Below are 21,715 nucleotides of genomic sequence, written 5' to 3'. Positions count from 1 at the left end.
GCTGCGGTCATGGTCGCTGAGCACACGCCGGACGTACCGATCGCCGCCGCGCCGATCGCCGCCGCGCCGATCGTCGTGGCCTCCAACCGGGGGCCCGTCTCGTACAAGCTGCGCGAGGACGGCTCGCTCGTGGCCGGGCGGGGCGGCGGCGGTCTGGTCTCCGGGCTGAGCGAGATCGGGCGGGACCCCGAGGGGGCGGCGGCCGTGTGGGTGTGTGCCGCGCTGGGCGCGGGCGACCGTGAGGCGGCCGGGCGCGCGGGCCGAAGACTCGCGGCGGCCGACACCGGCGGCCTCCAGGTGCGGATGCTGGACATCGCGCCGGAGACCTTCGCCGCCGCCTACAACGGCGTGGCCAATTCCGTGCTGTGGTTCGTCCACCACATGCTCTGGCAGACCCCGCTGGAGCCCTCCTTCGACGCCGGCTTCCGCGCCGAGTGGGCGGCGTACGAGGCGTACAACACCGCCTTCGCGGACGCGATCGCCGAGGAGGCCGCGGAGGGCGCCTCCGTACTGGTGCAGGACTACCACCTGACGCTCGTCCCGGGGCTGCTGCGCGAGCGCCGCCCGGACCTGCGGATCGGGCACTTCTCGCACACCCCCTGGGCCCCGCCGGACTACTACCGGCTGCTTCCGGACGACGTGGCCGCGCAGGTGCTGCGCGGTGTCCTGGGCGGCGACCGGGCCGCGTTCCTGACCCGCCGCTGGGCCGAGGCGTTCGCCGCGTGCTGTACGAGCACGCTCGGGGCGGAGACGGTGCGCGAGGACGGCGTGGTCACGGCGGTGCGCTTCGAGGGCCGCACGACCCGGCTCGGCGTGCACGGGCTCGGCGCGGACGCGGACTTCCTGCGGGAGCGCGCGCACCGGCCGGACGTCGAGGAGCGGCTGGCGGCGCTGCGGGAGCGCATCGGTCCGGGGCGGCGCACGATCGTGCGCGTGGACCGCACGGAGCTGTCGAAGAACATCGTGCGCGGCCTGCGCGCGTACCGGCGGCTGCTCCAGGACCATCCGCAGTGGCACGGCCGGGTGGTGCACATCGCCTTCGCCTACCCCTCGCGGCAGGACCTCGCCGTCTACCGCCACTACATGGCCGAGGTCGGGCGGCTGGCCCGCGAGATCAACGCCGAGTTCGGCACGGACGACTGGGAGCCGGTGGCCCTCCATCTGGAGGACGACTTCCCCCGCTCCCTGGCCGCCTACCGCCTGGCGGACGTGGCCCTGGTCAACCCCATCCGCGACGGCATGAACCTGGTCGCCAAGGAGGTCCCGGTGGTCTCCGACCACGGCTGCGTGCTGGTTCTCTCCCGCGAGGCGGGCGCGGCGGCGGAGCTGGGCGACGAGGCCCTCACGATCAACCCGTACGACATCGAGGCCACCGCCCGCGCGCTGCATCTGGCCCTGCTGATGGACCCCGGCGAGCGCGCCGAGCGCACGAAGCGGCTCGCGGCGGCGGCCACGGCCCTGCCGCCGGGCCGCTGGTTCGCGGCACAGCTGGCGGCGCTGGTCCCGTGACGGGGTGAGGGGGCCGGGGCGGGGCCCCGGACGCCTCAGCCGAGCTTCGCCGCCAGCGCGGTCAGCAGCTCCACCACGCCCGCCGGCCCGTCCACCACGAGATCCGCCCGCTCCGCGAGCACCGCGACCTCGGCGCTGCCGCTGCACACGAGGGTGCCGGGCACCCCTTCGGAGCGCAGTTTCTCCACCGCCGCGAAGGCGGCGAGGTCACCGAGGTCGTCACCGGCGTACAGGACGCAGGAGGCGTCGACTTCGCGTACGTACTCGGCGAGGGCGACGCCCTTGTCCATGCCGGGCGGGCGCAGCTCCAGCACCAGCCGGCCGGGCTCGACGATGAGGCCGTGGCGCGCGGCGAGCGCGGCGAGCGGTTCGCGCAGGGCGTCGAAGGCGGCCTGCGGGTCGGCGGCGCGCCGGGTGTGGACGGCGATGGCGCGGCCCTTGTCCTCGACCCAGGTCCCCTGCCAGGCGCCCGATTCGTCCAGTACGCCCGGGAGTTCCGCCTGGACGGCGGCGACGCCCGGGTGCGGCGCGGGGGCGTGCACGGTGCCGGTGACCGCGTCCCAGCGCTCGGCGCCGTAGTGGCCGAGCACCACGAGGTGCTCCAGGCCGGCGACTCCGGCGAAGCCGCCGTAGCGCACCGCCACGCCGGCCGCGCGGCCGGTGATCACGGCGACGGAGCCGAGGCGCGGCGCGAGCCGGGCGAGGGCGGGCACGGCGCCGGGGTGGGCGCGGGCCTGCTCGGGGTCCGGCACGATCTGGGCGAGCGTGCCGTCGAAGTCGAGCGCGACGACCGCGCGTTCGGGTCGCGCCAGCAGGTGGGCCAGGCCGTCGCGGCCGGCGGCGGTCACGGGTTCCGGAAGGGGGTGGCTGCCCATACGGCGACCCTACCGGTGCCACCGCCACGGGGGCGGGCACTTGTACGGGACGTACGGACGCCCGCCCCGGACCGCGTCAGCGGCGCTCGCGGCGGGCGTCGCGCAGCCGCCGCAGCCGGTTGACCGTGACGGGGTCGTGGGCGAGGGCGCGCGGGTCGTCCAGGAGAGCGTTGAGGAGCTGGTAGTAGCGGGTCGGGGTGATGCCGAGCCGCTCGCGCACGGCCCGCTCCTTGGCGCCCGGGCCGGGCCAGGACTGCCGTTCCAGGGCGAGCACGGCCAGATCGCGCCCGGACAGTCCGTGCGCGGAGGGACCGCCCTGCGGCGGCTCGCCCCGGTCCTCGTTCACGTCTCCCAACCTAACGGTCCGCGAGCTCCGTCGCCTCCGCCTCGCGCTGGATCTCGCCGAGGATGGCGGACGGGTCGCCGCCCTTCTGCACGGCGGCGCCGATCTTTTCCTTGATCGTCGCGCTGACCTTCGCCCAGGACGTCTTGTCGGCCGGGTAGAACTCGGCGTTCTGCAGCTGCTCCAGGAACTGCCACAGGTGGTGGTACCGCTGGTCGCCCTGCATCGCGGTGGACGCGGAGTGGGTCACCGGCAGCAGCTCGTACTGGCCGGTGAAGTTGAGCACGTTGTTCTTGCTGTAGACGAAGTCGAGGAACGTGCCGATCTGCTCGCGGTGGCCGTTCCGCTTGAAGGCCATCATCCAGTCGGCGACGCCCATGGTCGAGTGGGCCTTGCCCTTGACGCCGGGCAGCGGCGCCATGTCGAACTCGATGTTGTTGGCCTTGGCCTGCTGCATCAGCGTCGGGTGGCCGTGCAGCATGCCGACCTCGCCCTTGGCGAACGCGTCGAAGACCTGCTGGCGGTTGGTGCGGGCCGGATCGCCGGAGCCGGTGAGGCCCTTGCCGACGAGCTCGTCGCGCAGCCAGGTGAAGGCCTTGACGTTCTCGGGCGAGCCGATGGTGTACGCGCCGGTGTTGTCGGTGTAGCCACCGCCGCCGCCCAGCATCCACAGCATGGTCTCGGCCGGGGCCTCCTCGGGGCCGAGGGGCAGGCCGAAAGGTATCTTCACGCCGGCCGCCTTGAGCTTGACGGCGGCGGCCTGGAGCTCGTCCCAGCTCTCGGGGGCCTTGGCGACGCCGGCCCGGCGGAAGAGCGTCTTGTTGAAGAAGAGCAGCCGGGTGCTGCCGACGAACGGCAGGCCGTACTGCACGCGGTGCACCTCGCCCGCCTTGGCGATCGAGGAGATGAACTCCGCCTGCGTGGGGATGGAGATCATCTGTTCGGCGCTGTAGAGCTTGCCGTCCGCGGCGAATTCGGCGTACGCGCCGATCTGCGCGAGGTCGGGCGCCTTGCCGGCGGCGACCAGGTCGGCGACCTTCTTGTCGACCTCGGTCCAGCTGTAGACCTCGACGTCGACCTTGATGCCGCCGTGCTCCTTCTCGAACTCGCGGACCAGCGAGTCCCAGTACTTCTTGGAGGAGTTGCCCGGTTTGTCGCCATAGTCAGCAGCGATCAGCTTCAGCTTCTTGTCGCCGCCGGGGCCCTCGCTCCCGCACGCCGTCAGCGCGGGCGCCAACGCCGCCGTCGCGGCACCCGCCGCCGTCATGCCCAAGAACCGCCGCCGCTGCACTACTGCTACCCACCTTGTGGTTCGTGTTCGCCCTGTGGAGGACCGTGAATCTCCCCCCTGGGATTCGTGAGTCCCGTGGAGACCGTGAGTTTCTCCCGCGCGCCACCTTACGGTCTACGGCTGCGGCGTTGCGCTTCGGTATCGCCGTAGCGCTCTTCCCCCAGGTCACAGAGGGCTGCTATCCACAGGATGACCGCTCACCGCACCCCGCAAGGAGCAGCAGCGCATGAAGCCCTCCCCTTCCCTTGGCTCCCTCACCGGTCGTGAACTCGCCACCCAGCCCGACTGCTGGCGGCGCGCCGCCGAGGCCGCGGCGAGCGCGGCGGGCCTGCCCCGGCCGGGCGAGCGCGTGGCGGTGACCGGCTGCGGCACGTCGTGGTTCATGGCCCAGTCGTACGCGGCCCTGCGGGAGGCCGCGGGCCAGGGCGAGACGGACGCCTTCGCCGCGTCGGAGTTCCCGCTCACGCGCGCGTACGACCGCATCGTGGCGATCACCCGCTCGGGCACGACGACGGAGGTGCTGCGCCTGCTGGAGGCAGTCCACGGGCCCACGCCCACGCTGGCGATCACGGCGGACGCGAAGACGCCGGTGACGGACGTGGCGGACGAGGTGGCGGTGCTGGACTGGGCGGACGAGGAGTCCGTGGTCCAGACCCGCTTCGCGACCACGGCCCTGGCCTATCTGCGGACGGCCCTGGAGGGCATAGGCCCCGTCACCGCCGCGGCGGCGGACGCCGGGTGGGCCCTGACCGACCCGCTGCCGCCCGAGGTGCTGGAGGCGGAACAGTGGACGTTCCTGGGCAGCGGCTGGACGTACGGCCTGGCCCAGGAGGCGGCCCTGAAGATGCGCGAGGCGGCGGGCGCGTGGACGGAGTCGTACCCCTCCATGGAGTACCGCCACGGCCCCCTCTCGATCTCCGCCCCGGGCCGCGCGACCTGGCACTTCGGCCCCCTCCCCAAGGGCCTGGCCACCGACGTGACCCGCGCGGGCGGCACCCTCGTCCCCACGGACCCCGCCCGCGACCCCATGGCGGACCTCGTCCGCGCCCAGCGCCTGGCGGTGGCGGTGGCGGAGTCGAGGGGCCTGAACCCGGACGCGCCCCGGAACCTGACGCGGAGCGTGATTCTGGACGACGAATAGAACGAATGTGGCGAATGAGGACGTGGGGTCGGGGGCCCGCGGGTGAGGGCCCCCGGCGAGTGGACTAGACCTTTCGTGCCCGGACGCGCAAAACTACACGCGTGAAACACGTCATCGCCCTGGACGTGGGCGGCACCGCCATCAAGGCCGCGCTGATCGGCGCCGACCACGCGCTCCTGCACGAGACCAGGCGCCCCACAGGCCGCACCGAGGGCCCCGGCGCCGTCGTGACCGGCATCCTCGACCTCGCCGCCGAGCTGCGCGACCTCGGCCTGCGGCGCTTCGGCGAACCCGCGTCCGCGGCGGGCGTGGCCGTCCCCGGCATCGTGGACGCCGCCCAGGGGGTCGCGGTCTACGCCGCCAACCTCGGCTGGCGGGACGTCCCCCTCCGGGACCTGCTGAGCCGCCGCCTCGGCGGGGAGAGCGGCACCACCCCCGTCGCCGTCGGCCACGACGTCCGCACCGGCGGCCTCGCCGAAGGCCGCATCGGCGCCGGCCGGGGCGCCGACCGCTTCCTGTTCGTCCCCCTCGGCACCGGCATAGCCGGCGCCATCGGCATCGACGGCCGCATCGAGGAGGGCGCCCACGGCTACGCCGGCGAGATCGGCCACATCGCCGTGCGCCCCGGCCCCGACGGGCCGGAGTGCGGCTGCGGCGGCCGCGGCTGCCTGGAGACGGTCGCCTCCGCCTCGGCGGTCGGCCGCGCCTGGGCCGCCGCGAGCGGCGACGCGACCGCCGACGCCGCCGACTGCGCCCGCGCCGTCGAGGCCGGCGACCCGCGCGCCCGCGCCGTGTGGCAGCACGCGGTCGACGCCCTCGCCGACGGCCTGGTCATGGGCCTCACCCTGCTCGACCCCCGCACGCTGATCATCGGCGGCGGGCTGGCGGAGGCCGGGGACACCCTCTTCGCACCGCTGCGCGCGGCGGTCGCGCGGCGCGTGACGTTCCAGAAGCTCCCCCTCATCGTCCCGGCGGCCCTCGGGGACGCCGCCGGCTGCCTGGGCGCGGGTCTGCTCGCCTGGGACCTGCTCGCCAAGCAATCCACGCAACCCTCGGAGGTATCCGCCTGATGGTCGAACGAACGGTTCTCACCGGCGCCCGCGTGGTGCTGCCGACCGGCGTGGCGGAGGGGGGCCGCGTCACGGTCGAGGGCGGCCGCATCGCGGACGACGTGCCGCACGAGGCACCCACCATCGACCTGACGGGGCACTGGATCGTCCCCGGCTTCGTGGACGTCCACGTCCACGGCGGCGGTGGCGCGTCCTTCTCCGCCGGCACGGCCGAGGAGGCGCTCACCGCGATCCGTACGCACCGCGCGCACGGCACCACGACGATGGTCGCCTCCACGGTCACCGGTGACCTGGACGACCTGGCCCGGCAGGCCGCGGTCCTCTCCGAGCTCACCGAGCAGGGCGACCTGGCCGGCATCCACTTCGAGGGCCCGTTCATCTCCCCGCACCGCTGCGGCGCCCACCAGCCGGAGCTGCTGCGCGCCCCGCACCCGGCGGACGTCCGCAAGCTCGTCGACGCGGCGCGCGGCGCGGCCCGCATGATGACGCTGGCGCCGGAGCTGGAAGGCGGCCTGGAGTCGGTACGCCTGCTCGCCGACAGCGGTGTCGTCGCCGCCGTAGGCCACACCGACTCGACGTACGAGGCCACGCTCGCGGCCATCGACGCCGGCGCGACCGTCGCCACCCACCTCTTCAACGCCATGCCCTCGCTCCTGCACCGCGCGCCCGGCCCGATCGCGGCGCTGCTGGAGGACGAGCGGGTCACCGTCGAGCTGATCAACGACGGTACGCATCTGCACCCGGCCGTCCTGGAGCTGGCGTTCGCCCGCGCCGGCGCGGACCGGGTCGCGTTCATCACCGACGCGATGGGCGCGGCGGGCATGAACGACGGCATGTACCCGCTCGGCCCGATGCGCGTCGAGGTCAAGGACGGTGTGGCCCGCATCGCCGACGGCCCGACGGCGGGCTCGATCGCGGGCTCCACGCTCACGCTCGACACGGCCTTCAAGCGCGCGGTGACCGTCGACAGGCTGCCCGTGGAGGACGTCGTGCGGGCCCTTTCCGCCAATCCGGCGCGCCTGCTGGGCGTCGCCGACCGGGTCGGCTCGCTGGAGCCCGGCAAGGACGCGGACCTGGTCGTGCTGGACGCCTCGTACGACGTGGCCGGCGTCATGCGCAAGGGCGAATGGCTGGTTCGGCCCGAAGTGGGGTGATTCTCCCCCGATTTGAACAGCGGCGGCGGGGCCCGAGGTCTGGGCCTGCCGCCGCTGTTTTGGCATGATCGCTCGCGCATCCGTCATGGGGGAAGTCACGCAGTCGTGAGAGAGAGGCGCCGATGATCCTCACGGTCACGCTCAACGCCGCGCTCGATCTGACCTACCGCGTCCCGCGCCTGCTCCCGCACGCCTCGCACCGCGTCGCCCGGGCCGCCGAACGCCCCGGCGGCAAGGGCCTCAACGTCGCGCGGGTCCTGGCCGCACTGGGCCACGAGAGCGTCGTCACCGGCTTCGTGGGCGGCCCGACGGGCAACACCCTGCGCCGGCTCCTCGCGGAGTGCCCGGGCCCGTTGACGGACGCGCTCGTGCCCATCACCGGCGACACCCGGCGCACGGTCGGCGTCGCCGACGACTCCACCGGCGACACCACGCAGCTCAACGAGGGCGGCCCGGACGTCACCCCCGACGAGTGGGCCGCCTTCGACGAGCGTTACGTACGCCTCCTGCGCGACGCCCGGGCCGTCGCCCTGTGCGGCAGCCTGCCGCCGGGCGTACCGGTCGGCGCGTACGCCCACCTCGTGCGCGAGGCCCGCACCCGGCACGTACCCGTCCTCCTCGACACCAGCGGAGAGCCGCTGCGGCGCGGCGTCGCCGCCCGCCCGGACGTGGTCAAGCCGAACGCCGCCGAACTGGCCGCCCTGACCGGCTCCACCGAACCCCTGCGCGCCGCCCTCGACACCCGCCGCCGCGGCGCCCACGCGGTGGCCGCCTCCCTGGGCCCCGAGGGCATCCTCGCCGTCACCCCGGACGGCACCTGGCACGCCACCCCGCCCGAGCCCCTGCCCGGCAACCCCACGGGCGCCGGCGACTCCGCCGTGGCCGGCCTCCTCTCCGCCTGGTCCGAGGGCCTGCCCTGGCCCGACCGCCTGACCCGCGCCGTGGCCCTGTCGGCCGCGACGGTCCGCGCCCCGGCCGCGGGCGAGTTCGACCGCGCGACGTACGAGGAGACGCTGCCGCGGGTACGGGTGAGGGAGCTGTGAGGCACGGGCCGGCCTTACCCCGCAGGGGCCTTGGCCGAGCTCCGGGGTCCGGGGCGAAGCCCCGGTTTCGGGAAGGGGCGGGGCCGGGGCTTTCTTCCCGCCGCAACGGCGCCGAGCCCGGACGGGCCGGCCCGGCGGTGCCGAACCGTCAGGACCGGCCGGAGCCACGGTTACCCACAGGAGGGCTGAGCCCGCATGCCACTCGTCCACACCGGTGAGCTCATGTCGGCGGCTCAGGCAGCCCGCCGCGCCGTAGCCGCCTTCAACGTCATCACGGTCGAACACGCCGAGGCCATCGCCGCCGGCGCCGAATCCGCCGGCGCCCCGGCCATCCTGCAGATCTCCGAGAACGCCGTGAAGTTCCACGGCGGCCGCCTCGCCCCCATCGCCGCCGCCACGGCGGCGGTCGCCCGTTCCTCGACCGCCCGCCTGGCACTGCACCTGGACCACGTCGAGAGCACCGCCCTCCTCCACGCCGCGTCGGCGCATGACTTCACGTCAGTGATGTTCGACGCCTCGAAGCTGCCCTACGGAGACAACGTCAAGGCCACGGCGGAGGCGGCCCGTTGGGCGCACGAGCGCGGCCTGTGGCTGGAGGCGGAACTGGGCCGCGTCGGCGGCAAGGCGGGCGACGCCCACACGCCCGGTGTCCGCACGGACCCCGCCGAGGCGGCGGCCTACGTCGCCGACACGGGCGTGGACGCCCTGGCCGTGGCCGTCGGCAGCACCCACGCCATGACCGCCCGCACGGCCACCCTCGACCACACCCTGATCGCGGCCCTCCGCGAAGCGGTCCCGGTCCCCCTGGTCCTGCACGGCTCCTCGGGCGTACCGGACCCCGAACTCCGCGCGGCGGTGGCGGCGGGCATGACGAAGATCAACGTGGGCACGGCCCTGAACACGGCCTTCACCGGCACGGTACGAGCCTTCCTGGAGGCCCACCCGTCGACGGTGGATCCCCGGAAGTACCTCGCCCCGGCACGGGGGGCGATGGCGGAGACGGTGGCGGCCTACCTACGGAACGTCAGGCCCCGCTGAGCCACACCTGGTCGAGGTGCGTGTCGCACTTGTTGCCGGGCTCGCAGGAGAGCTTTATGACGTTCGTCCCCTTGTTGAGGCTGATCTCGGACCAGGTGCTCATCCAGTTGCTCGACCACTCACCCGGCTTGGTGTGGATGTGGTCCCTCATGTCGATGGACCTGCTCTCACGCTTGCCGTTGGCGGTGATGGTGAGATTCGCGTCCTGACCGGGGACACCGTAGGAGAGGTTCAACCGGTACCGGCCGGCGCTCTGGACCTCCACCGTCCACTCGACGCCCGCGCCCTGCTGGTTCATGCCGGTGACGTAAGCGCCGTCGTTCGCCTTCGCGCCCGAGACCGACTTCTCGGTCGTGGCACCACCGATGAGCCGCAGGCTCGCCGCGTCGCGCTTCTTCTGCCCGTTGGCCGAGGGGTTCTTGGGCTCTTCTTCCTTCTTGTCCTTTTCCTTCTTCTTCGAAGAGGAATCGGAGTCGTCCGCGTCGCCGCCCGGGTTCTCCCCGCCGCTCGCGCTGTTCTGCTTGTCGTCGCCCTTGTCCGAGCCATTGGTCATGATCGCCACGCCGATGCCGCCCGCGACCACGAGCACCACGGCTATGGCCGCTATGAGCAGGCCGCGCCGGTTCGGCCGGGCGCCGCCGCCCTGGGACCCGTGGCCACCCTGCTGGGGGGCCGAGGGCGGCATGCCGCCCGGGAGGGTCTCGGGGGCGGCGTAGTGCGGGTTCGGGGCGGGGCGCTGGGCAGCGGCGCCCTGCTGGCCGCCGTAGGTGCGGGAGCCGACCGGGCGTACCTGGTGGTGCGACGTTCGGGGGACGCCCGGCTGATGGGTGGCGGAACCACCGCCCTCGGTGGATCCCTCGCCGCCTCGGTACAGGTAACCGAACGGGTCGTCGTTCTCCGGCGTACCGGTGCCGTTGTTACCGGCCGTCATCCCCTGTCACTCCCCACATGGTGTGCCCATCGGCGCCCACGCTCGTACGCGCCAAAACCGCGGCTGTCGAGGCCGGGGCGGCCACCACGGTCGGCGGCGGTGCCGCATCGGCGCAGCCTACCCCGACAGGGCGGTTTCACGCCGCGCCCCAACCCCTCCGGGAGGGGCGCAAGGGGGCTCAACCGGCCCGTCGGCCGGCCTTGGCACGAGAGCGTTTTTCCACGTACATGCGCTGGTCAGCGGAGTGCAGGACCTCGTCCGCGGACATCCCGCAGCCCGCCCAGCCGATTCCGAAACTCGCCCCTACCCGCACCGCACGGCCATCAACCCTTATCGGGGGAATGATCGCATTTCGCAGCCGGACCGCGAGATCCTCGGCGTCGGCCGGCGCCAGCCCGTCGGCCAGGACGACGAACTCGTCGCCGCCGAGTCTGGCGACCGTGTCGCCGTCGCGGACGCCGTTGCTCAGCCGCCGGGCCACCTCTATGAGGACGGCGTCGCCGGTGTGGTGGCCGAAGCGGTCGTTGATCGACTTGAAGCCGTCGAGGTCGCAGAAGAGGACGGCCAGGCCCTTCGTGCCGTCGTCGACGTCCTCGTCGGGGGCTATCGCGTGCTCGTGGTGGTGTTCGTGGTGGCCGTACGGGCTCTCGGGCACGCCGCCGTAGTCGTCGGGCGTGAAGTCCGGCGCGTAGTCGGGCCCGGTGTCGGAGCCGAAGCCGTGCGCGGCGCTCATCACGCCGGCCGCGCCCGCGGCGCCCGGCAGGTCCACGGCGCCGAGCGCGCCCGCCGCGGCGCCCACGGCCGCGCTCGCCGTGCTCTCGACCTCGGCGAACCCCTCGAGGGAGCCGTAGGGACCCACCGCCGCGGCGGCGTGCGTCTCGCTGCCGGGCGGGCGGCCGCACAGCCTGCTGCTGAGGCGCGCGCGCAGCTCGGCGCTGTTGGGCAGGCCGGTCAGGGAGTCGTGGCTGGCGCGGTGGGCGAGCTGGAGCTCGTGCCGCTTGCGCTCCTCGATGTCCTCGACGTGCGTGAGCAGGAAGCGCGGCCCGTCGGCGGCGTCGGCCACGACGGAGTTGCGCAGCGACACCCACACGAACGTGCCGTCGCGCCGGGCCAGGCGCAGCTCGGCGCGGCCGCCCTCGGCGGAGGTGCGCAGGAGGGTGCCGATGTCGTCGGGGTGGACGAGGTCGGAGAAGGAGTAGCGGCGCATCTGCGACGCGGAGCGGCCGAGCAGCCGGCACAGCGCGTCGTTGGTGCGGTGCAGCCGGCCGTGCTGGTCGCCGCCCATCTCGGCGATGGCCATGCCGCTGGGGGCGTACTCGAATGCCTGGCGGAAGCTTTCCTCACTGGCCCGCAGGGCCTGCTGTTCGCGTTCGAGCCGGACCAGGGCGCGCTGCATATTTGCGCGTAGACGAGCATTACTGATCGCAATCGCGGCCTGGGACGCGTACATCTGGAGCGCCTCACGGCCCCAGGGGCCGGGCCGGCGCCCGTTGCGCGGTTTGTCCACGGAGATGACGCCGAGCAGCTCCCCGCCGGAGGGCCCGGCGGTGTACATCGGGGCGAAGAGCCGGTCCATCGGGTGCCACTCGTCGGCGAAGCGCGGCGCGGGCCCGGCGGTGTGCCACTGGGGCACGTCGTCCTCGTCGAGAACCCAGCCCTCGGTGTACGGGATGAAGCGCAGCCCGCCCCAGTGGTCGCCCATCGACAGCCGTCGTTCCCAGGACACGCGGGAGCCGACGCGGCCGGCCATGAGCGCCTCGGCGCTGGCGCTTCCGGCCACCGCGGCCACGACGAGATCGCCGTCCGGGCGTACGAGGTTGACGGCCGAGAGCTCATATCCGAGCCCGGCGACGATGCCGTCGGCGACGGTCTGCAAGGTGTCCGCGAGGCTGCGCGCGGTGTTCAGTTCCGCGATCGCCTGATGGACCTGTCTCAAGGTCGCCAGGCGGACATACGGCTCCGACTCGGTCTCCATAGCTCGCTCTCCCCCGAGACCTCGACAGCAACTCCAGGCTTCTTGTTCGTCCGTTTACCGGGCCACTGAATCACAGCGAGCTGACCACCCGGTACACAGGGTCAACAATTACTGCCCTCTGTGACTCAAGTCACAAAGTGTGATGAAGTCCTACTACTGGCGTTCGAGTGCGCCCCTATGCTTCGTGAACGCAAATTCGAAGACATCGCAGGATCGTTTTCGGGACGCTTTCACGGCGGTTTCGAGGCGCTTTCGGCCTAGGACCCGTCTGGTCCCGAAGCCCGATGCGGCTCATCCCCCGGGACGGCTAGCGTGCGGGGCGTGTTGCAGACGACTTCGCCCCCTGAGACCGGCATAGCTCATCCTGATGGGGTGACCGCCGACGAATTCCGCGCAGCCCTCTCCCGCCTCGCCGCGGGCGTCGTGCTGGTGACCGCGCACGACCCGGAGGACGGTCCGCGCGGCGAGGACGTCGGCATGACGGCGACCGCGTTCGTGTCCGTCTCGCTGGAGCCACCCTTGGTGATGGTGAGCGTTCGCAACGACTCCCGGATGGACGATCTCCTGGCGCGCCATCCGCTGTGGGCGGTTTCGATCCTCTCCGAGAGCCAGCGCCACATCGCCGGCCGCTTCGCGATGAAGGGCCGCATCAGCGACCGGCTCCTCTTCGAGGACATCGCCTACGAGCGCGGCGAGGTCACGGGGGCACCGCTCGTGCGCGGCGCGCTGTCCCTGCTGGAGTGCCGCACGGAGCAGCGGGTGGTGGCGGGGGACCACACGCTGGTCATCGGCCGCGTCCTGCGGGCCGGGACCCCGAGCACGGAGAGCGGCCCCCTGACGTACTTCCGGGGGCGGTACCGCTTCCTGGCATGAAGGGGCCCGGTGTCAGGACCAGTCCCGGCCCGACCGGCCCCGCTTGGTGTCGGCGCGCTGCTTCTTCTCCCGCAGCCGCCGCTCGTTGATACCGCGGGGGATCTTCGTGGGCCGCCGCGGCTTCGGCGGCGGCGCCGTGGCCTCCGCCAGCAGCGACGCCAGCCGTACGGCGGCGGTCTCGCGGTTGCGCCACTGGGAACGGTGCTCGGAGGCCCGTACGGTCACGACCCCGTCGACCAGCCGGCCGGCGAGCCGCTGAAGGGCGCGCTCCTTCCACACCGGCGGCAGCGCGTCGGTCGCCGCGAGATCGAACCGCAGCTCGACCTGGCTGTCGCTGGTATTGACGTGCTGCCCGCCCGGCCCGGACGAACGCGAGAAACGCCACATGAGCTCGGCCTCGGGCAGAAAGACGGAGCCGCGGATGACGTGGGGACCGGACATGCGTCCCATGTTCCCTTGCCGCCGGCGCCCACGTCACCTCGTTTTGCGGCGAACCGGGACGCGGCCGCCATCAGGAATTGGCAAAGAAAGTAAAGAAGGCTGGAACCCTGCGTCCCTAGGTCGGCGTTAACTGGGGTGACGGTAGCTTCGGGCGCGAGCTTCGTGGCACTACCCCACAAGAAAGGGACATTCCCATGGCTGTAAGCCTGTCCAAGGGCGGCAACGTCTCCCTCACCAAGGAGGCCCCGGGCCTGACGGCCGTCACGGTCGGCCTCGGCTGGGACGTCCGCACCACCACGGGTACGGACTTCGACCTCGACGCGAGCGCCATCGCCGTGAACGCGGGCGGCCGGGTGTACTCCGACTCCCACTTCGTCTTCTTCAACAACAAGTCCACCCCGGACCAGTCCATCGTCCACACCGGCGACAACGTCACCGGTGCCGGCGAGGGCGACGACGAGCAGATCAACGTCAACCTGGCGGCCCTCCCGGCCGACATCGACAAGATCGTCTTCCCGGTCTCCATCTACGACGCCACCACGCGCTCGCAGAACTTCGGCCAGGTCCGCAACGCCTACATCCGCATCGTCAACCAGGCCGGCGGCGCCGAGCTCGCCCGCTACGACCTCAGCGAGGACGCCGCCACCGAGACCGCCATGGTCTTCGGCGAGCTGTACCGCCACGGCGCCGAGTGGAAGTTCCGCGCCGTGGGCCAGGGCTACGCCTCGGGCCTCGCGGGCATCGCGCAGGACTTCGGCGTCAACGTCTGACGGTCGGCGCCGTAAGAGTCGCGACGTCGTAGTCGCGCCGTTGTCGTAGCGCCGTCGCAGCAGCGAGAGAGGGCCACCCCGTGCGCGGGCGTGGCCCTCTCCGGCATGTCCGGGGGCGCATCGCGCGTCCGCGGCGGATCTGAGTACCGGACCGGTCCGGACTGAGTACGCGCGCTCACGGCCGGACCGGGCCCGGGCAGCATGCTGGACACATGATCACACCGCCCCCTGCCGGCCCGCCGCCGTATCCGCCCGGCCCGGGCTATCCGCCCCCAGCGCCGGTCGCCCCACCGGGAAACCGCCGTGCCGCGGTGGCCGGGGTCATGGCGGCAGTGATCCTCGTCCTGGCGGGCGTGGGCGGCGCCGCATGGTGGGTGACGCGCGGGGACGGTTCCCCGCTGGCCGGGCGGCCGCGCGTCGTGGACCACGCGACCGGCCTCTCCTACGCGATCCCCGAAGGGTGGAAGCACAAGGACGAGGGCGGGCTGATCAAGGCGTTCACCTCGACGATCAGCACGGAGCACGCCGACGGCAAGGGCGGCAGCGTCGTCCTCGCCGGCCGCGCCGGAACCGTCCCGGAGGCAGCACTGCAGCAGCGGGCCGAGAGGGCGGCCCGTTCCAACGCCGTGTTCTTCTACCCGGACGGCAGCTCGACGCCCGAGGAGTCCCGGCCGACACGCGTCAGCGGCCGCCCCGCCCACACCGTGGCCCTGAAGGTGAACGACGGCCACGGCAAGATCGGTCACCTCCGCCTCACCCTCATCGCGGAACCCGACGACCGCTCGTCCTTCCTCCTCGGCATCGCCCAGCCGGCCGGCCCGGCCGAGCGCCAGGCCGTCGACACGGTCCTGGAGAGCGCGAGGGTCAAGTGACGGCCGCGCCGGCGCTCGTGATCCTTTACCCAACGGTCGCCCTGGGGCCGGCTCGGGTCACCTAGCCTCTGAGCATCCATTCCCCCCTGCCCGACCGCATAGGAGAAGTGCGCCTTGAGCCTGATCAACCTGCCGGAAACCGCCGCGGCCCTCCCCCAGGAGTGGCGCTCCCTCGCCCTCGGCCAGGTGGGCGGCGCCTGCCTGAAGGTGCTGCGGATGGACGAGTCGCCCATGGAGGAGGAGAGCCACGACGCCCCCGAGGCCCTGCTCGTCCTCGACGGACACCTCGCACTCGACGTCGCCGGCCACCCGGTGTCCGTACGCCAGGGCGAGCTCTACCTGATCCCCGCCGGCACCCCGCACGCGGTCCGCCCAGGCAGCCACGGCACGCTCGTCATCGTCGACCTGGGGCTGCCGCCCGCCGAGTGAGAGCTGCCCCGACGACCGCGCTGTGCGTCACCGTTGCCAGGTGACCCTCCCCTGGATCCGCGCGTCGCCGTCCTGGCCCGGCGGCAGTTCGGCCACGACCTCACCCTCGAACTGCTGACCCGCCCGAAGATCGCCCACCTTGCACGTGATCTTCTCCGCGGTGCCCTCGCAGGGCCTGCTGTACGTCACGGGCGCCGAGGGCGTGACCCGGTGGGTGACGACGACCTTGGAGGCCGGGCTGTCGCCGGTGTTGCGCGCCGTCCAGTGCCAGGTGATGTGGCCCCGCCCGTCCTTCGAGGGCGAGGTGTACGTCAGAGTGACATCGGCAGCCACGGGGAGACCGGGGCTCCGCGTCGGCTGGGCGCCGGCCGGAGCGAGCGCCACCAGCCCGGTGCCGGACACCATCAAGACCATCGACGCAGCGAACAGCGTCTTGCGCATGCGGTTCCGCCTCTCATGACCTGCCTGCTCGGATCGCCGGCCCGGCGAGAGAGCTACCACTCGGCCGGGGGCCCAATCCGGCAGTGCGTCCACACGCCGTCGGGCGACCCCATGCGCCTGGCAGTGGGGGCCGTGTCATTTATGGCGATTCATCGTTGTTTGGGTCAATGGACTGGGGGTTCGGGTTCCGGATACACGGTCGGAGGAGTGGCGTATGGGTGCGGCGACATGTGCCAAGTGGATGCGGGAGCGTGCGGTACTGGTCGGTGCGGGACTGGGCGCGGTGGCATTGTCGGCGGCGCCGGCGCACGCGGTCATCGGCATCGGAAACGCCACGTCCGGCAACGTCTGCGCCAACGCGGACGGGCCGCGAGCAGCGGGTGCGACGCGCTCCGGCACGGGAACGGTGTCGGGCAACGCCGGGCAGCTGCCGCTCGGGCTGCCACGGAATCACTGCGGCAACAGCGGGCTCACCTGTACGGCGGCCACAAACCCCTTTCTCTACCAGGCAAAACAGGATGAGGAAGCAGCGGCCCGTACCGACGTGTTCAACCAGGTCCTGAACAGCCTGAAAGCTTTCGGGGGGTAGTGACGCTGTGCTGTGGCGTGCCGAATCCACCGACAGGTGTGAGCGGTAATGGCGCCGGTGTCGCGGGTAACCCCTTCACAGGCCGCCCTCCCCGTGTTCCGATGAGGCATGAGCGAACGGATGCGCGAGGGATACCGCGGGACCGGGCCGGGAGCGATCACGCCGGACGGCTGCGCGGTCGAGCTGTACACACGGCTGCCCGTGGGCGACGAACCCGACATCATCGAACGAGCGGTCCCGCCCGGGGCCCGCATCCTCGAACTGGGGTCGGGCGTCGGCCGCGTGACCCACCCTCTGATCGAGCGGGGCTTCACCGTGACCGCCGTCGACGAGTCCCCGCAGATGCTGGAGCGGGTGACCGGCGCCCGGACCGTCTGCTGCCCGATCGAGGAACTGGAGCTCGACGAACGCTTCGACGCGGTCCTCCTGGGTTCGTTCCTCGTCCACGCCGGGGACCCACAGGTCAGCCACGGGCTTCTACGGACCTGCCGACGCCACGTCGCGGACGACGGCTGCGTACTGATCCAGCGCGAAGCCGCCGACCGGCACGACAACCTCCCCAGGGAGGGACGGATCGCCGACGGCATCATCCGGATCGTGTCCTCCGACCCGGTCGGCCCCGGAGTCCGGTCCGTCCACGCCGAGTACATCTTCCCGGGCGCGCACTGGACCCAGACGTTCCTGTCCCGCCCCCTGACCCCGGAAGCCTTCGAACGCGCCCTGTCCGAGGCCGGCCTGGCCGTGGAGTCCTACTTGACGGACGACCGCACGTGGGTACGCGCGGTGCCGGTTTAGAAGCGTTCCGCGTGCTCGGCCGCCCACTGCGCGAACGTGCGCGCCGGGCGGCCGGTCACCTGCTCGACGGTGTCGACGACGGTCTTGGAGTCATCGCTGGAAGCGGCGTACCAGCCGATGACGTATTCGGCGTCCGCCCGGGGCACGCCGGTGGCCATCAGCCTGTCGAGGGCCTGTTCATGCGTGATCGGCACGAAATCGATGTCCCGGCCGATGGTCCGGGACAGGATGGCGATCCGTTCACGCGGCGTCAGCGACTCGGGACCGGTGATGTTGTACGCGCGCCCGGCATGGCCGTCATCGAGCAGCGCGACTGCCGCGACTGCCGCGATGTCCGCCTCATGGACGAGCGCGCTGGGAAAGTCGTACGGCTCGCGCACGACACCCTCGGCCCTGATCGATTCGGCCCAGCTCAACGTGTTGCACATGAACTCCTGCGGTTCCAGGCGTGTCCACTCCACCCCCGAGTCCGCCACGGCCTGCTCGACCGGCCCCACCCAGCCACCCCACACCACGGTGATGCGCCGCACCCCCGCGCCGACCGCCCGCCGCACCAACTCGGGGCCGGCCTCGGCGAGCCCCGCCGTCACGGTGATGTGCAACCGGCTGACACCGTCGAGGGCGGCATCCAACCCCTCCGGCACCGTGTGCGTCCCGGCCACCAGCTCCACCTCGGCCGGCAACCTTCCCGCAGCCGCAGCCGGATTCCGCGTCAGCGCCCGCACGGGCTCTCCCCGGCGGACCAGCTCCGCCACAACATGCCGGCCAGTGTTCCCGGTGGCACCCGTAACCAGTGTCGTCACAGTCGCGTTCCTTTCGTCGCCGATGACGCTAGGAGCTCAACTGCGCTTGAGGTCAAGGAGCCTGGTGTACTGGCGCATCCGTTGTCCGCTTCGTTCGCAGACATATTCCTGGGAGAAGGTGAATCCCAGTTCCGGATGGTTCTCCCACAGTTTGGCCATCGCGGTATTCGCGACCTCGAAGCGTACGGTCATCCGCGCCAGCCCGAGTTCACCGCAGGCATGGCGGACCACCGCGCGAATGGCCTCCAGGCCGTATCCCCGGCCCCAGACTTCCCTGCTCAGGACGCATGCCAGCTCGGGGGTTCCGTCGTCGGCCGGCCACAGTCCGCACTGGCCGATGATCGCCTCGTCACTGCGGCGTTCGACGGTATACACCGTGTAACCGCGGTCCTCCAGGACGCGGATTCCCTGTTCGTTTCTGCGACGTACCAGGTCGCCGGTCCATCGCGCGTGGGTGCCGATATGACGCAGCGTTTCATGGTCGGCGTAGATGGCGAGGAAGGCGTCGACGTCGGAAAGCAACGGGGCTCGCAGAAGCAGGCGCGATGTTCGCAGCGGCAGCGGCATAGGTCAGGACGGGGCGTTGGGGCGGGGAGTGGCGCGCAGGCGCAGGCCGGCCGGGACGAGGGCGCCGTCGGTGGTGACCTGGTGGCTGGGGCCGGGCCCCGGTGGCTCGTGGAGGTGATAGCGGCGAGCGGTCTCCGCGGTGATGAGGGTGAGCTCGGCCATGGCCATCGCGCTTCCCTCACAGCTGCGCGGCCCCAGGCTGAACGGCAGGAAGACACTCGGGGTGACCGGGGAGCCGGGGTCGGCGAGCCAGCGCTCGGGCCGGAACACCTCGGGATCGGGGTGTTCGCGGGCGTCTCTGTGCGCGGTGTAGGGGCAGACCAGGACCGTGGTGCCCGGCGCGACACGGTAACCGGCCAGCTCCGTGGGCTCTACGGCCCGCCGGGCCAGCAGCCAGTTCGGCGGGTGAAGCCGCAGCACCTCGCGGACCACGGCCTGGGTGTAGCGCAGGGCGTCGAAATCCGCGCCGGTGATCGTCCGGGGATCGGTGGGGAGCGCCCCGGCCTCGCTCGCGACGCGGTCGGCTGCCCGAGGGTGACGGGCGAGGGTGAGCAGGATCCAGCCGGCCGCGCGGGTGGGTGTCTCGGCCGTCGCGACGATCAACCCGGTCAGACTGTCGATGATCGCGGCGTCCGGCAGCTGCCCGTACTGTGAGGACGGCCGCAGCATCTGTCCCAGCAGATCGTCCCCCAGGCGGCCGGTCGAGCGGCGCCGGGCGATGACGCGGCGCAGCTCCTCGGCGAACCCGGCCTGCTGGCAGGCCAGGAACCGTCGTGCGGATGTGGGGACCCATCCGGGCAGGGGAAACGAGCGGATGATGCGCTCGCGGGCTTCGGCGAGCCGGGCCGCCAGGCCGATCAGGGCATCGGCGTCGGCGTCGAACACGTACCGGGCGCCGATCGCGGCCAGCGCCCCCTGGACACGGGGAAGCACGTCCACATCCCGGCCCACCGGCCACTCCTGGGCGAACTGCGCGGTCCCGGGCGCGATCACCCCGATCCGCTCCGCCACCGCCTTCGGCCGCAGGGCCCGCATCCTCGCCGCATGGCCGTGTGCCCGCTCCTGCGGGCCGGGGCGGCTGCCGTCAGGGCGCGGCGCCGGCCGGAAAGTCCCCGGCAGCGTGCCGTACTCATACGTGGTGCGCCGCAGCACCGTCTCGCACGGGCCCGCCGTGGCCGCCACATAGACACCGCGCCGCAGCTGCCATACCTCCCCGCACTCCCGCGCCGCCCGCACCGCCACCCCGAGCCGGTCACGCCGCCATGCGGCCGCGCCCCCGACGTCACCGGGCAGCCGCGGAGGCTGCCGTTCCTGCCCCATGTGCGCCTCTCACCTGTCGGTCACGCACGGGAGGTGGGCACGCGACCACGCGGACCGCGCCCCACCTCAGGTCAGGAGATCAGTCTTCCCAGTAAAGGGGGTAGGCGCCGTGGGAGCGGGGGGCGCGGACCTTGCTCAGCAGCTTCCGGATCATGGTGTGCTCCTTGCATGACGGTTCATTTCCCTACCGCCATGCCAGCACGCGGCCCGGAACCATGCACGCGGGGCGGCGTCACCCCCCGGTCCGCATTACGCCTAACGGGTGACTGCACCTACGAACGCAGCCGGGCTACGAACGCGGCCCAGGCCGATGCCGGGAAGGCGAGGGCGGGGCCGTGGGGGTTCTTACTGTCCCGGACCGGAACTAAGCCGGGTATGTGGTCGGCAACTTCGAGGCAGCTGTTCTGGCCGCTCTCATCACCGGCCCCGCTGTAGCTGCTCTTGCGCCATGCCGCTGCGCTCAGGTCGCGGTCACTGATCATCTACGTACTCCTTCACCATGGATTGGACCAGACGCAGGGACTCTTCCGGCGACAGAGCGGCAGCACTGACAAGGTCGTACGACTGCTTCGCCCGGGCTACCAGGGCCGGGTCGTCCACCAATCCCCCGTGACCATGGCCTTCCTCATACGCCACTGACGGGGCGTCCTCGAAAGCCATGAGAGTAAGCATTCCGCCAAGCGCCGGAGCCCCCGCCTCAAATGGCAGCACTTGCATGACGACCCGACGCCTACTCACCAGAGATGCGATGTGCGTCAGCTGCTGGTGCATCACGGCGGCACCGCCGACCTTGCGCCGAAGGGCGGTCTCGTCGAGCACCACCCACAACAGAGGCCTTGTTGGATGGTCCAGCAGCCGAGCACGCTCCAGCCGCGTGGCCACCCTCGAATCGATTTCATCGTCGGACGCGAAGGGCAGACCGGCAAGGAATACGGCACGAGCGTAGGCCGCCGTCTGCAGCAATCCTGGGACGAACGTTGGCGCGTACTCCCGGACCGAGGTCGCTAGCCGTTCGAGATACACCGCTTCTGCGAAGTAGCTCGTGAACGGCGAGTTGTTGATCAACTGCTCGCACATGCGCCCGAAGAGCCCGTCGGTCTTCAGCTCCACATCTACCCGCTGCGCCACATCGAGCTGCGGCTTCCGCATCGCTGTCTCGAACTGTCCGATGTACGAGCCGGAACAGATCACGCGTCTGCCCAGCTCCTGCTGCGTAAGCCCGGCGGCCTCGCGGTGCCGCTTCAGCTCGGAGCCGAAGAACTCCCACCCCAGCTTGGGCTGACCGAACCGCCCCACACCGCCAGAACCATTGGCCACAACCTAACTCCCCTTCACAACAACGCTGTTGTAGAGCGCTCCCCCCTGTTGAGCGTAGCTCCAAACCGCAACCCTGAACGCACACGCAGTAAGCACAACCCGAAGGGGAAATTCCGTGACCTACCGCG

At 72.0% G+C, this 21,715-nt stretch carries 24 protein-coding genes; 12 read left to right on the top strand and 12 right to left on the bottom strand.

All coding sequences use genetic code 11. The features are described from left to right. Positions 1 to 9: 9 nt before the first annotated feature. Entirely contained in the window at positions 10 to 1,509 is a 1,500-nt protein-coding gene (locus tag ABZ956_RS18620) for a trehalose-6-phosphate synthase (protein ID WP_361894302.1), read from the top strand. 35 nt (positions 1,510 to 1,544) lie between these two features. On the opposite strand, the gene otsB is transcribed toward ABZ956_RS18620, so the two are convergent. From otsB to ABZ956_RS18605, 3 genes are all read right to left on the bottom strand, one after another. Then, the gene (otsB, locus tag ABZ956_RS18615; protein ID WP_361894299.1) at positions 1,545 to 2,384 is read right to left on the bottom strand and encodes a trehalose-phosphatase; all 840 of its coding nucleotides are present in this window, start codon (positions 2,382 to 2,384) and stop codon (positions 1,545 to 1,547) included. A 76-nt stretch (positions 2,385 to 2,460) separates the two neighbouring features. Then, positions 2,461 to 2,730, bottom strand: coding sequence for a DUF3263 domain-containing protein (locus ABZ956_RS18610; protein ID WP_361894296.1), 270 nt, complete (start codon positions 2,728 to 2,730; stop codon positions 2,461 to 2,463). A gap of 10 nt (positions 2,731 to 2,740) precedes the next feature. Beyond that, positions 2,741 to 3,994, bottom strand: coding sequence for an extracellular solute-binding protein (locus ABZ956_RS18605; RefSeq protein WP_361894293.1), 1,254 nt, complete (start codon positions 3,992 to 3,994; stop codon positions 2,741 to 2,743). Between the two features lie 250 nt (positions 3,995 to 4,244). Here ABZ956_RS18605 and ABZ956_RS18600 point away from each other — a divergent pair, with 250 nt between their 5' ends. The 5 genes from ABZ956_RS18600 to ABZ956_RS18580 all read left to right on the top strand — a co-directional run bounded on the left by ABZ956_RS18600 (position 4,245) and on the right by ABZ956_RS18580 (position 9,464). Beyond that, positions 4,245 to 5,159, top strand: a complete 915-nt coding sequence (locus ABZ956_RS18600; protein ID WP_361894290.1) for a sugar isomerase — start codon at positions 4,245 to 4,247, stop codon at positions 5,157 to 5,159. A 101-nt stretch (positions 5,160 to 5,260) separates the two neighbouring features. Next, positions 5,261 to 6,229, top strand: coding sequence for an ROK family protein (locus ABZ956_RS18595; RefSeq protein WP_361894287.1), 969 nt, complete (start codon positions 5,261 to 5,263; stop codon positions 6,227 to 6,229). Next, on the top strand, positions 6,229 to 7,383 hold the full coding sequence (nagA, locus tag ABZ956_RS18590; protein WP_361894284.1) for an N-acetylglucosamine-6-phosphate deacetylase: 1,155 nt from the start codon (positions 6,229 to 6,231) through the stop codon (positions 7,381 to 7,383). Before ABZ956_RS18595 ends, nagA begins: the two co-directional genes overlap by 1 nt. A 122-nt stretch (positions 7,384 to 7,505) precedes the next feature. Further along, entirely contained in the window at positions 7,506 to 8,426 is a 921-nt protein-coding gene (locus ABZ956_RS18585) for a 1-phosphofructokinase family hexose kinase (RefSeq protein WP_361894281.1), read from the top strand. A gap of 195 nt (positions 8,427 to 8,621) precedes the next feature. After that, positions 8,622 to 9,464, top strand: a complete 843-nt coding sequence (locus ABZ956_RS18580) for a class II fructose-bisphosphate aldolase (RefSeq protein WP_361894278.1) — start codon at positions 8,622 to 8,624, stop codon at positions 9,462 to 9,464. Here the strand turns inward: ABZ956_RS18580 and ABZ956_RS18575 are convergent. Together ABZ956_RS18575 and cdgB are read right to left on the bottom strand one after the other, a co-directional pair. After that, a complete protein-coding gene (locus tag ABZ956_RS18575) occupies positions 9,451 to 10,395 on the bottom strand; it encodes a carbohydrate-binding protein (protein WP_361894275.1) in 945 nt (314 codons plus the stop codon). The two genes, ABZ956_RS18580 and ABZ956_RS18575, sit on opposite strands and share 14 nt — an antisense overlap. 178 nt (positions 10,396 to 10,573) lie before the next feature. Then, positions 10,574 to 12,370, bottom strand: a complete 1,797-nt coding sequence (gene cdgB, locus ABZ956_RS18570) for a diguanylate cyclase CdgB (RefSeq protein WP_361894272.1) — start codon at positions 12,368 to 12,370, stop codon at positions 10,574 to 10,576. A 372-nt stretch (positions 12,371 to 12,742) separates the two neighbouring features. Between cdgB and ABZ956_RS18565 the strand changes: the two genes are divergently transcribed. After that, positions 12,743 to 13,243 carry a flavin reductase family protein gene (locus tag ABZ956_RS18565; protein ID WP_361894270.1) on the top strand — a complete coding sequence of 167 codons (501 nt, stop codon included), beginning with the start codon at positions 12,743 to 12,745 and terminating at the stop codon, positions 13,241 to 13,243. 12 nt (positions 13,244 to 13,255) lie between these two features. Here the strand turns inward: ABZ956_RS18565 and arfB are convergent, their stop codons facing one another. After that, positions 13,256 to 13,684: an alternative ribosome rescue aminoacyl-tRNA hydrolase ArfB gene (gene arfB, locus ABZ956_RS18560; RefSeq protein WP_361894267.1), complete on the bottom strand. Its 429-nt coding sequence runs from the start codon at positions 13,682 to 13,684 to the stop codon at positions 13,256 to 13,258. Between the two features lie 194 nt (positions 13,685 to 13,878). Between arfB and ABZ956_RS18555 the strand changes: the two genes are divergently transcribed. The 3 genes from ABZ956_RS18555 to ABZ956_RS18545 all read left to right on the top strand — a co-directional run bounded on the left by ABZ956_RS18555 (position 13,879) and on the right by ABZ956_RS18545 (position 15,755). Next, positions 13,879 to 14,454, top strand: a complete 576-nt coding sequence (locus tag ABZ956_RS18555) for a TerD family protein (protein WP_361894264.1) — start codon at positions 13,879 to 13,881, stop codon at positions 14,452 to 14,454. A gap of 323 nt (positions 14,455 to 14,777) precedes the next feature. Next, positions 14,778 to 15,326: a hypothetical protein gene (locus tag ABZ956_RS18550; RefSeq protein WP_361894261.1), complete on the top strand. Its 549-nt coding sequence runs from the start codon at positions 14,778 to 14,780 to the stop codon at positions 15,324 to 15,326. Positions 15,327 to 15,440: 114 nt separating this feature from the next. Beyond that, positions 15,441 to 15,755: a cupin domain-containing protein gene (locus ABZ956_RS18545; RefSeq protein WP_361894258.1), complete on the top strand. Its 315-nt coding sequence runs from the start codon at positions 15,441 to 15,443 to the stop codon at positions 15,753 to 15,755. Positions 15,756 to 15,782: 27 nt separating this feature from the next. Here the strand turns inward: ABZ956_RS18545 and ABZ956_RS18540 are convergent, their stop codons facing one another. After that, positions 15,783 to 16,196: a hypothetical protein gene (locus ABZ956_RS18540; RefSeq protein WP_361894255.1), complete on the bottom strand. Its 414-nt coding sequence runs from the start codon at positions 16,194 to 16,196 to the stop codon at positions 15,783 to 15,785. A gap of 214 nt (positions 16,197 to 16,410) precedes the next feature. Here ABZ956_RS18540 and ABZ956_RS18535 point away from each other — a divergent pair, with 214 nt between their 5' ends. Both ABZ956_RS18535 and ABZ956_RS18530 read left to right on the top strand, forming a co-directional pair. Then, positions 16,411 to 16,785: a chaplin family protein gene (locus ABZ956_RS18535; protein ID WP_361894252.1), complete on the top strand. Its 375-nt coding sequence runs from the start codon at positions 16,411 to 16,413 to the stop codon at positions 16,783 to 16,785. Between the two features lie 108 nt (positions 16,786 to 16,893). Continuing rightward, positions 16,894 to 17,580, top strand: a complete 687-nt coding sequence (locus tag ABZ956_RS18530) for a class I SAM-dependent methyltransferase (RefSeq protein WP_361894249.1) — start codon at positions 16,894 to 16,896, stop codon at positions 17,578 to 17,580. On the opposite strand, the gene ABZ956_RS18525 is transcribed toward ABZ956_RS18530, so the two are convergent. The 5 genes from ABZ956_RS18525 to ABZ956_RS18505 form a co-directional block, all read right to left on the bottom strand. Further along, positions 17,577 to 18,383 (bottom strand): NmrA family NAD(P)-binding protein, encoded by an 807-nt coding sequence (locus ABZ956_RS18525; protein WP_361894246.1) that lies wholly within the window; start codon positions 18,381 to 18,383, stop codon positions 17,577 to 17,579. The genes ABZ956_RS18530 and ABZ956_RS18525 overlap by 4 nt on opposite strands. A gap of 36 nt (positions 18,384 to 18,419) precedes the next feature. Beyond that, entirely contained in the window at positions 18,420 to 18,950 is a 531-nt protein-coding gene (locus ABZ956_RS18520) for a GNAT family N-acetyltransferase (RefSeq protein ID WP_361894243.1), read from the bottom strand. 3 nt (positions 18,951 to 18,953) lie between these two features. Further along, positions 18,954 to 20,270, bottom strand: coding sequence for a cytochrome P450 (locus ABZ956_RS18515; protein ID WP_361894240.1), 1,317 nt, complete (start codon positions 20,268 to 20,270; stop codon positions 18,954 to 18,956). Between the two features lie 272 nt (positions 20,271 to 20,542). Continuing rightward, positions 20,543 to 20,752, bottom strand: a complete 210-nt coding sequence (locus tag ABZ956_RS18510; protein ID WP_361894237.1) for a DUF397 domain-containing protein — start codon at positions 20,750 to 20,752, stop codon at positions 20,543 to 20,545. After that, positions 20,742 to 21,587 carry a helix-turn-helix transcriptional regulator gene (locus tag ABZ956_RS18505; RefSeq protein WP_361894234.1) on the bottom strand — a complete coding sequence of 282 codons (846 nt, stop codon included), beginning with the start codon at positions 21,585 to 21,587 and terminating at the stop codon, positions 20,742 to 20,744. The genes ABZ956_RS18510 and ABZ956_RS18505 overlap by 11 nt, the downstream gene beginning before the upstream one ends. Between the last annotated feature and the right edge of the window lie 128 nt (positions 21,588 to 21,715).

The organism is Streptomyces sp. NPDC046261 (assembly GCF_040646235.1).
Taxonomy (GTDB): Bacteria; Actinomycetota; Actinomycetes; order Streptomycetales; family Streptomycetaceae; genus Streptomyces.
This window is presented reverse-complemented; position numbering and strand designations above follow the sequence as displayed.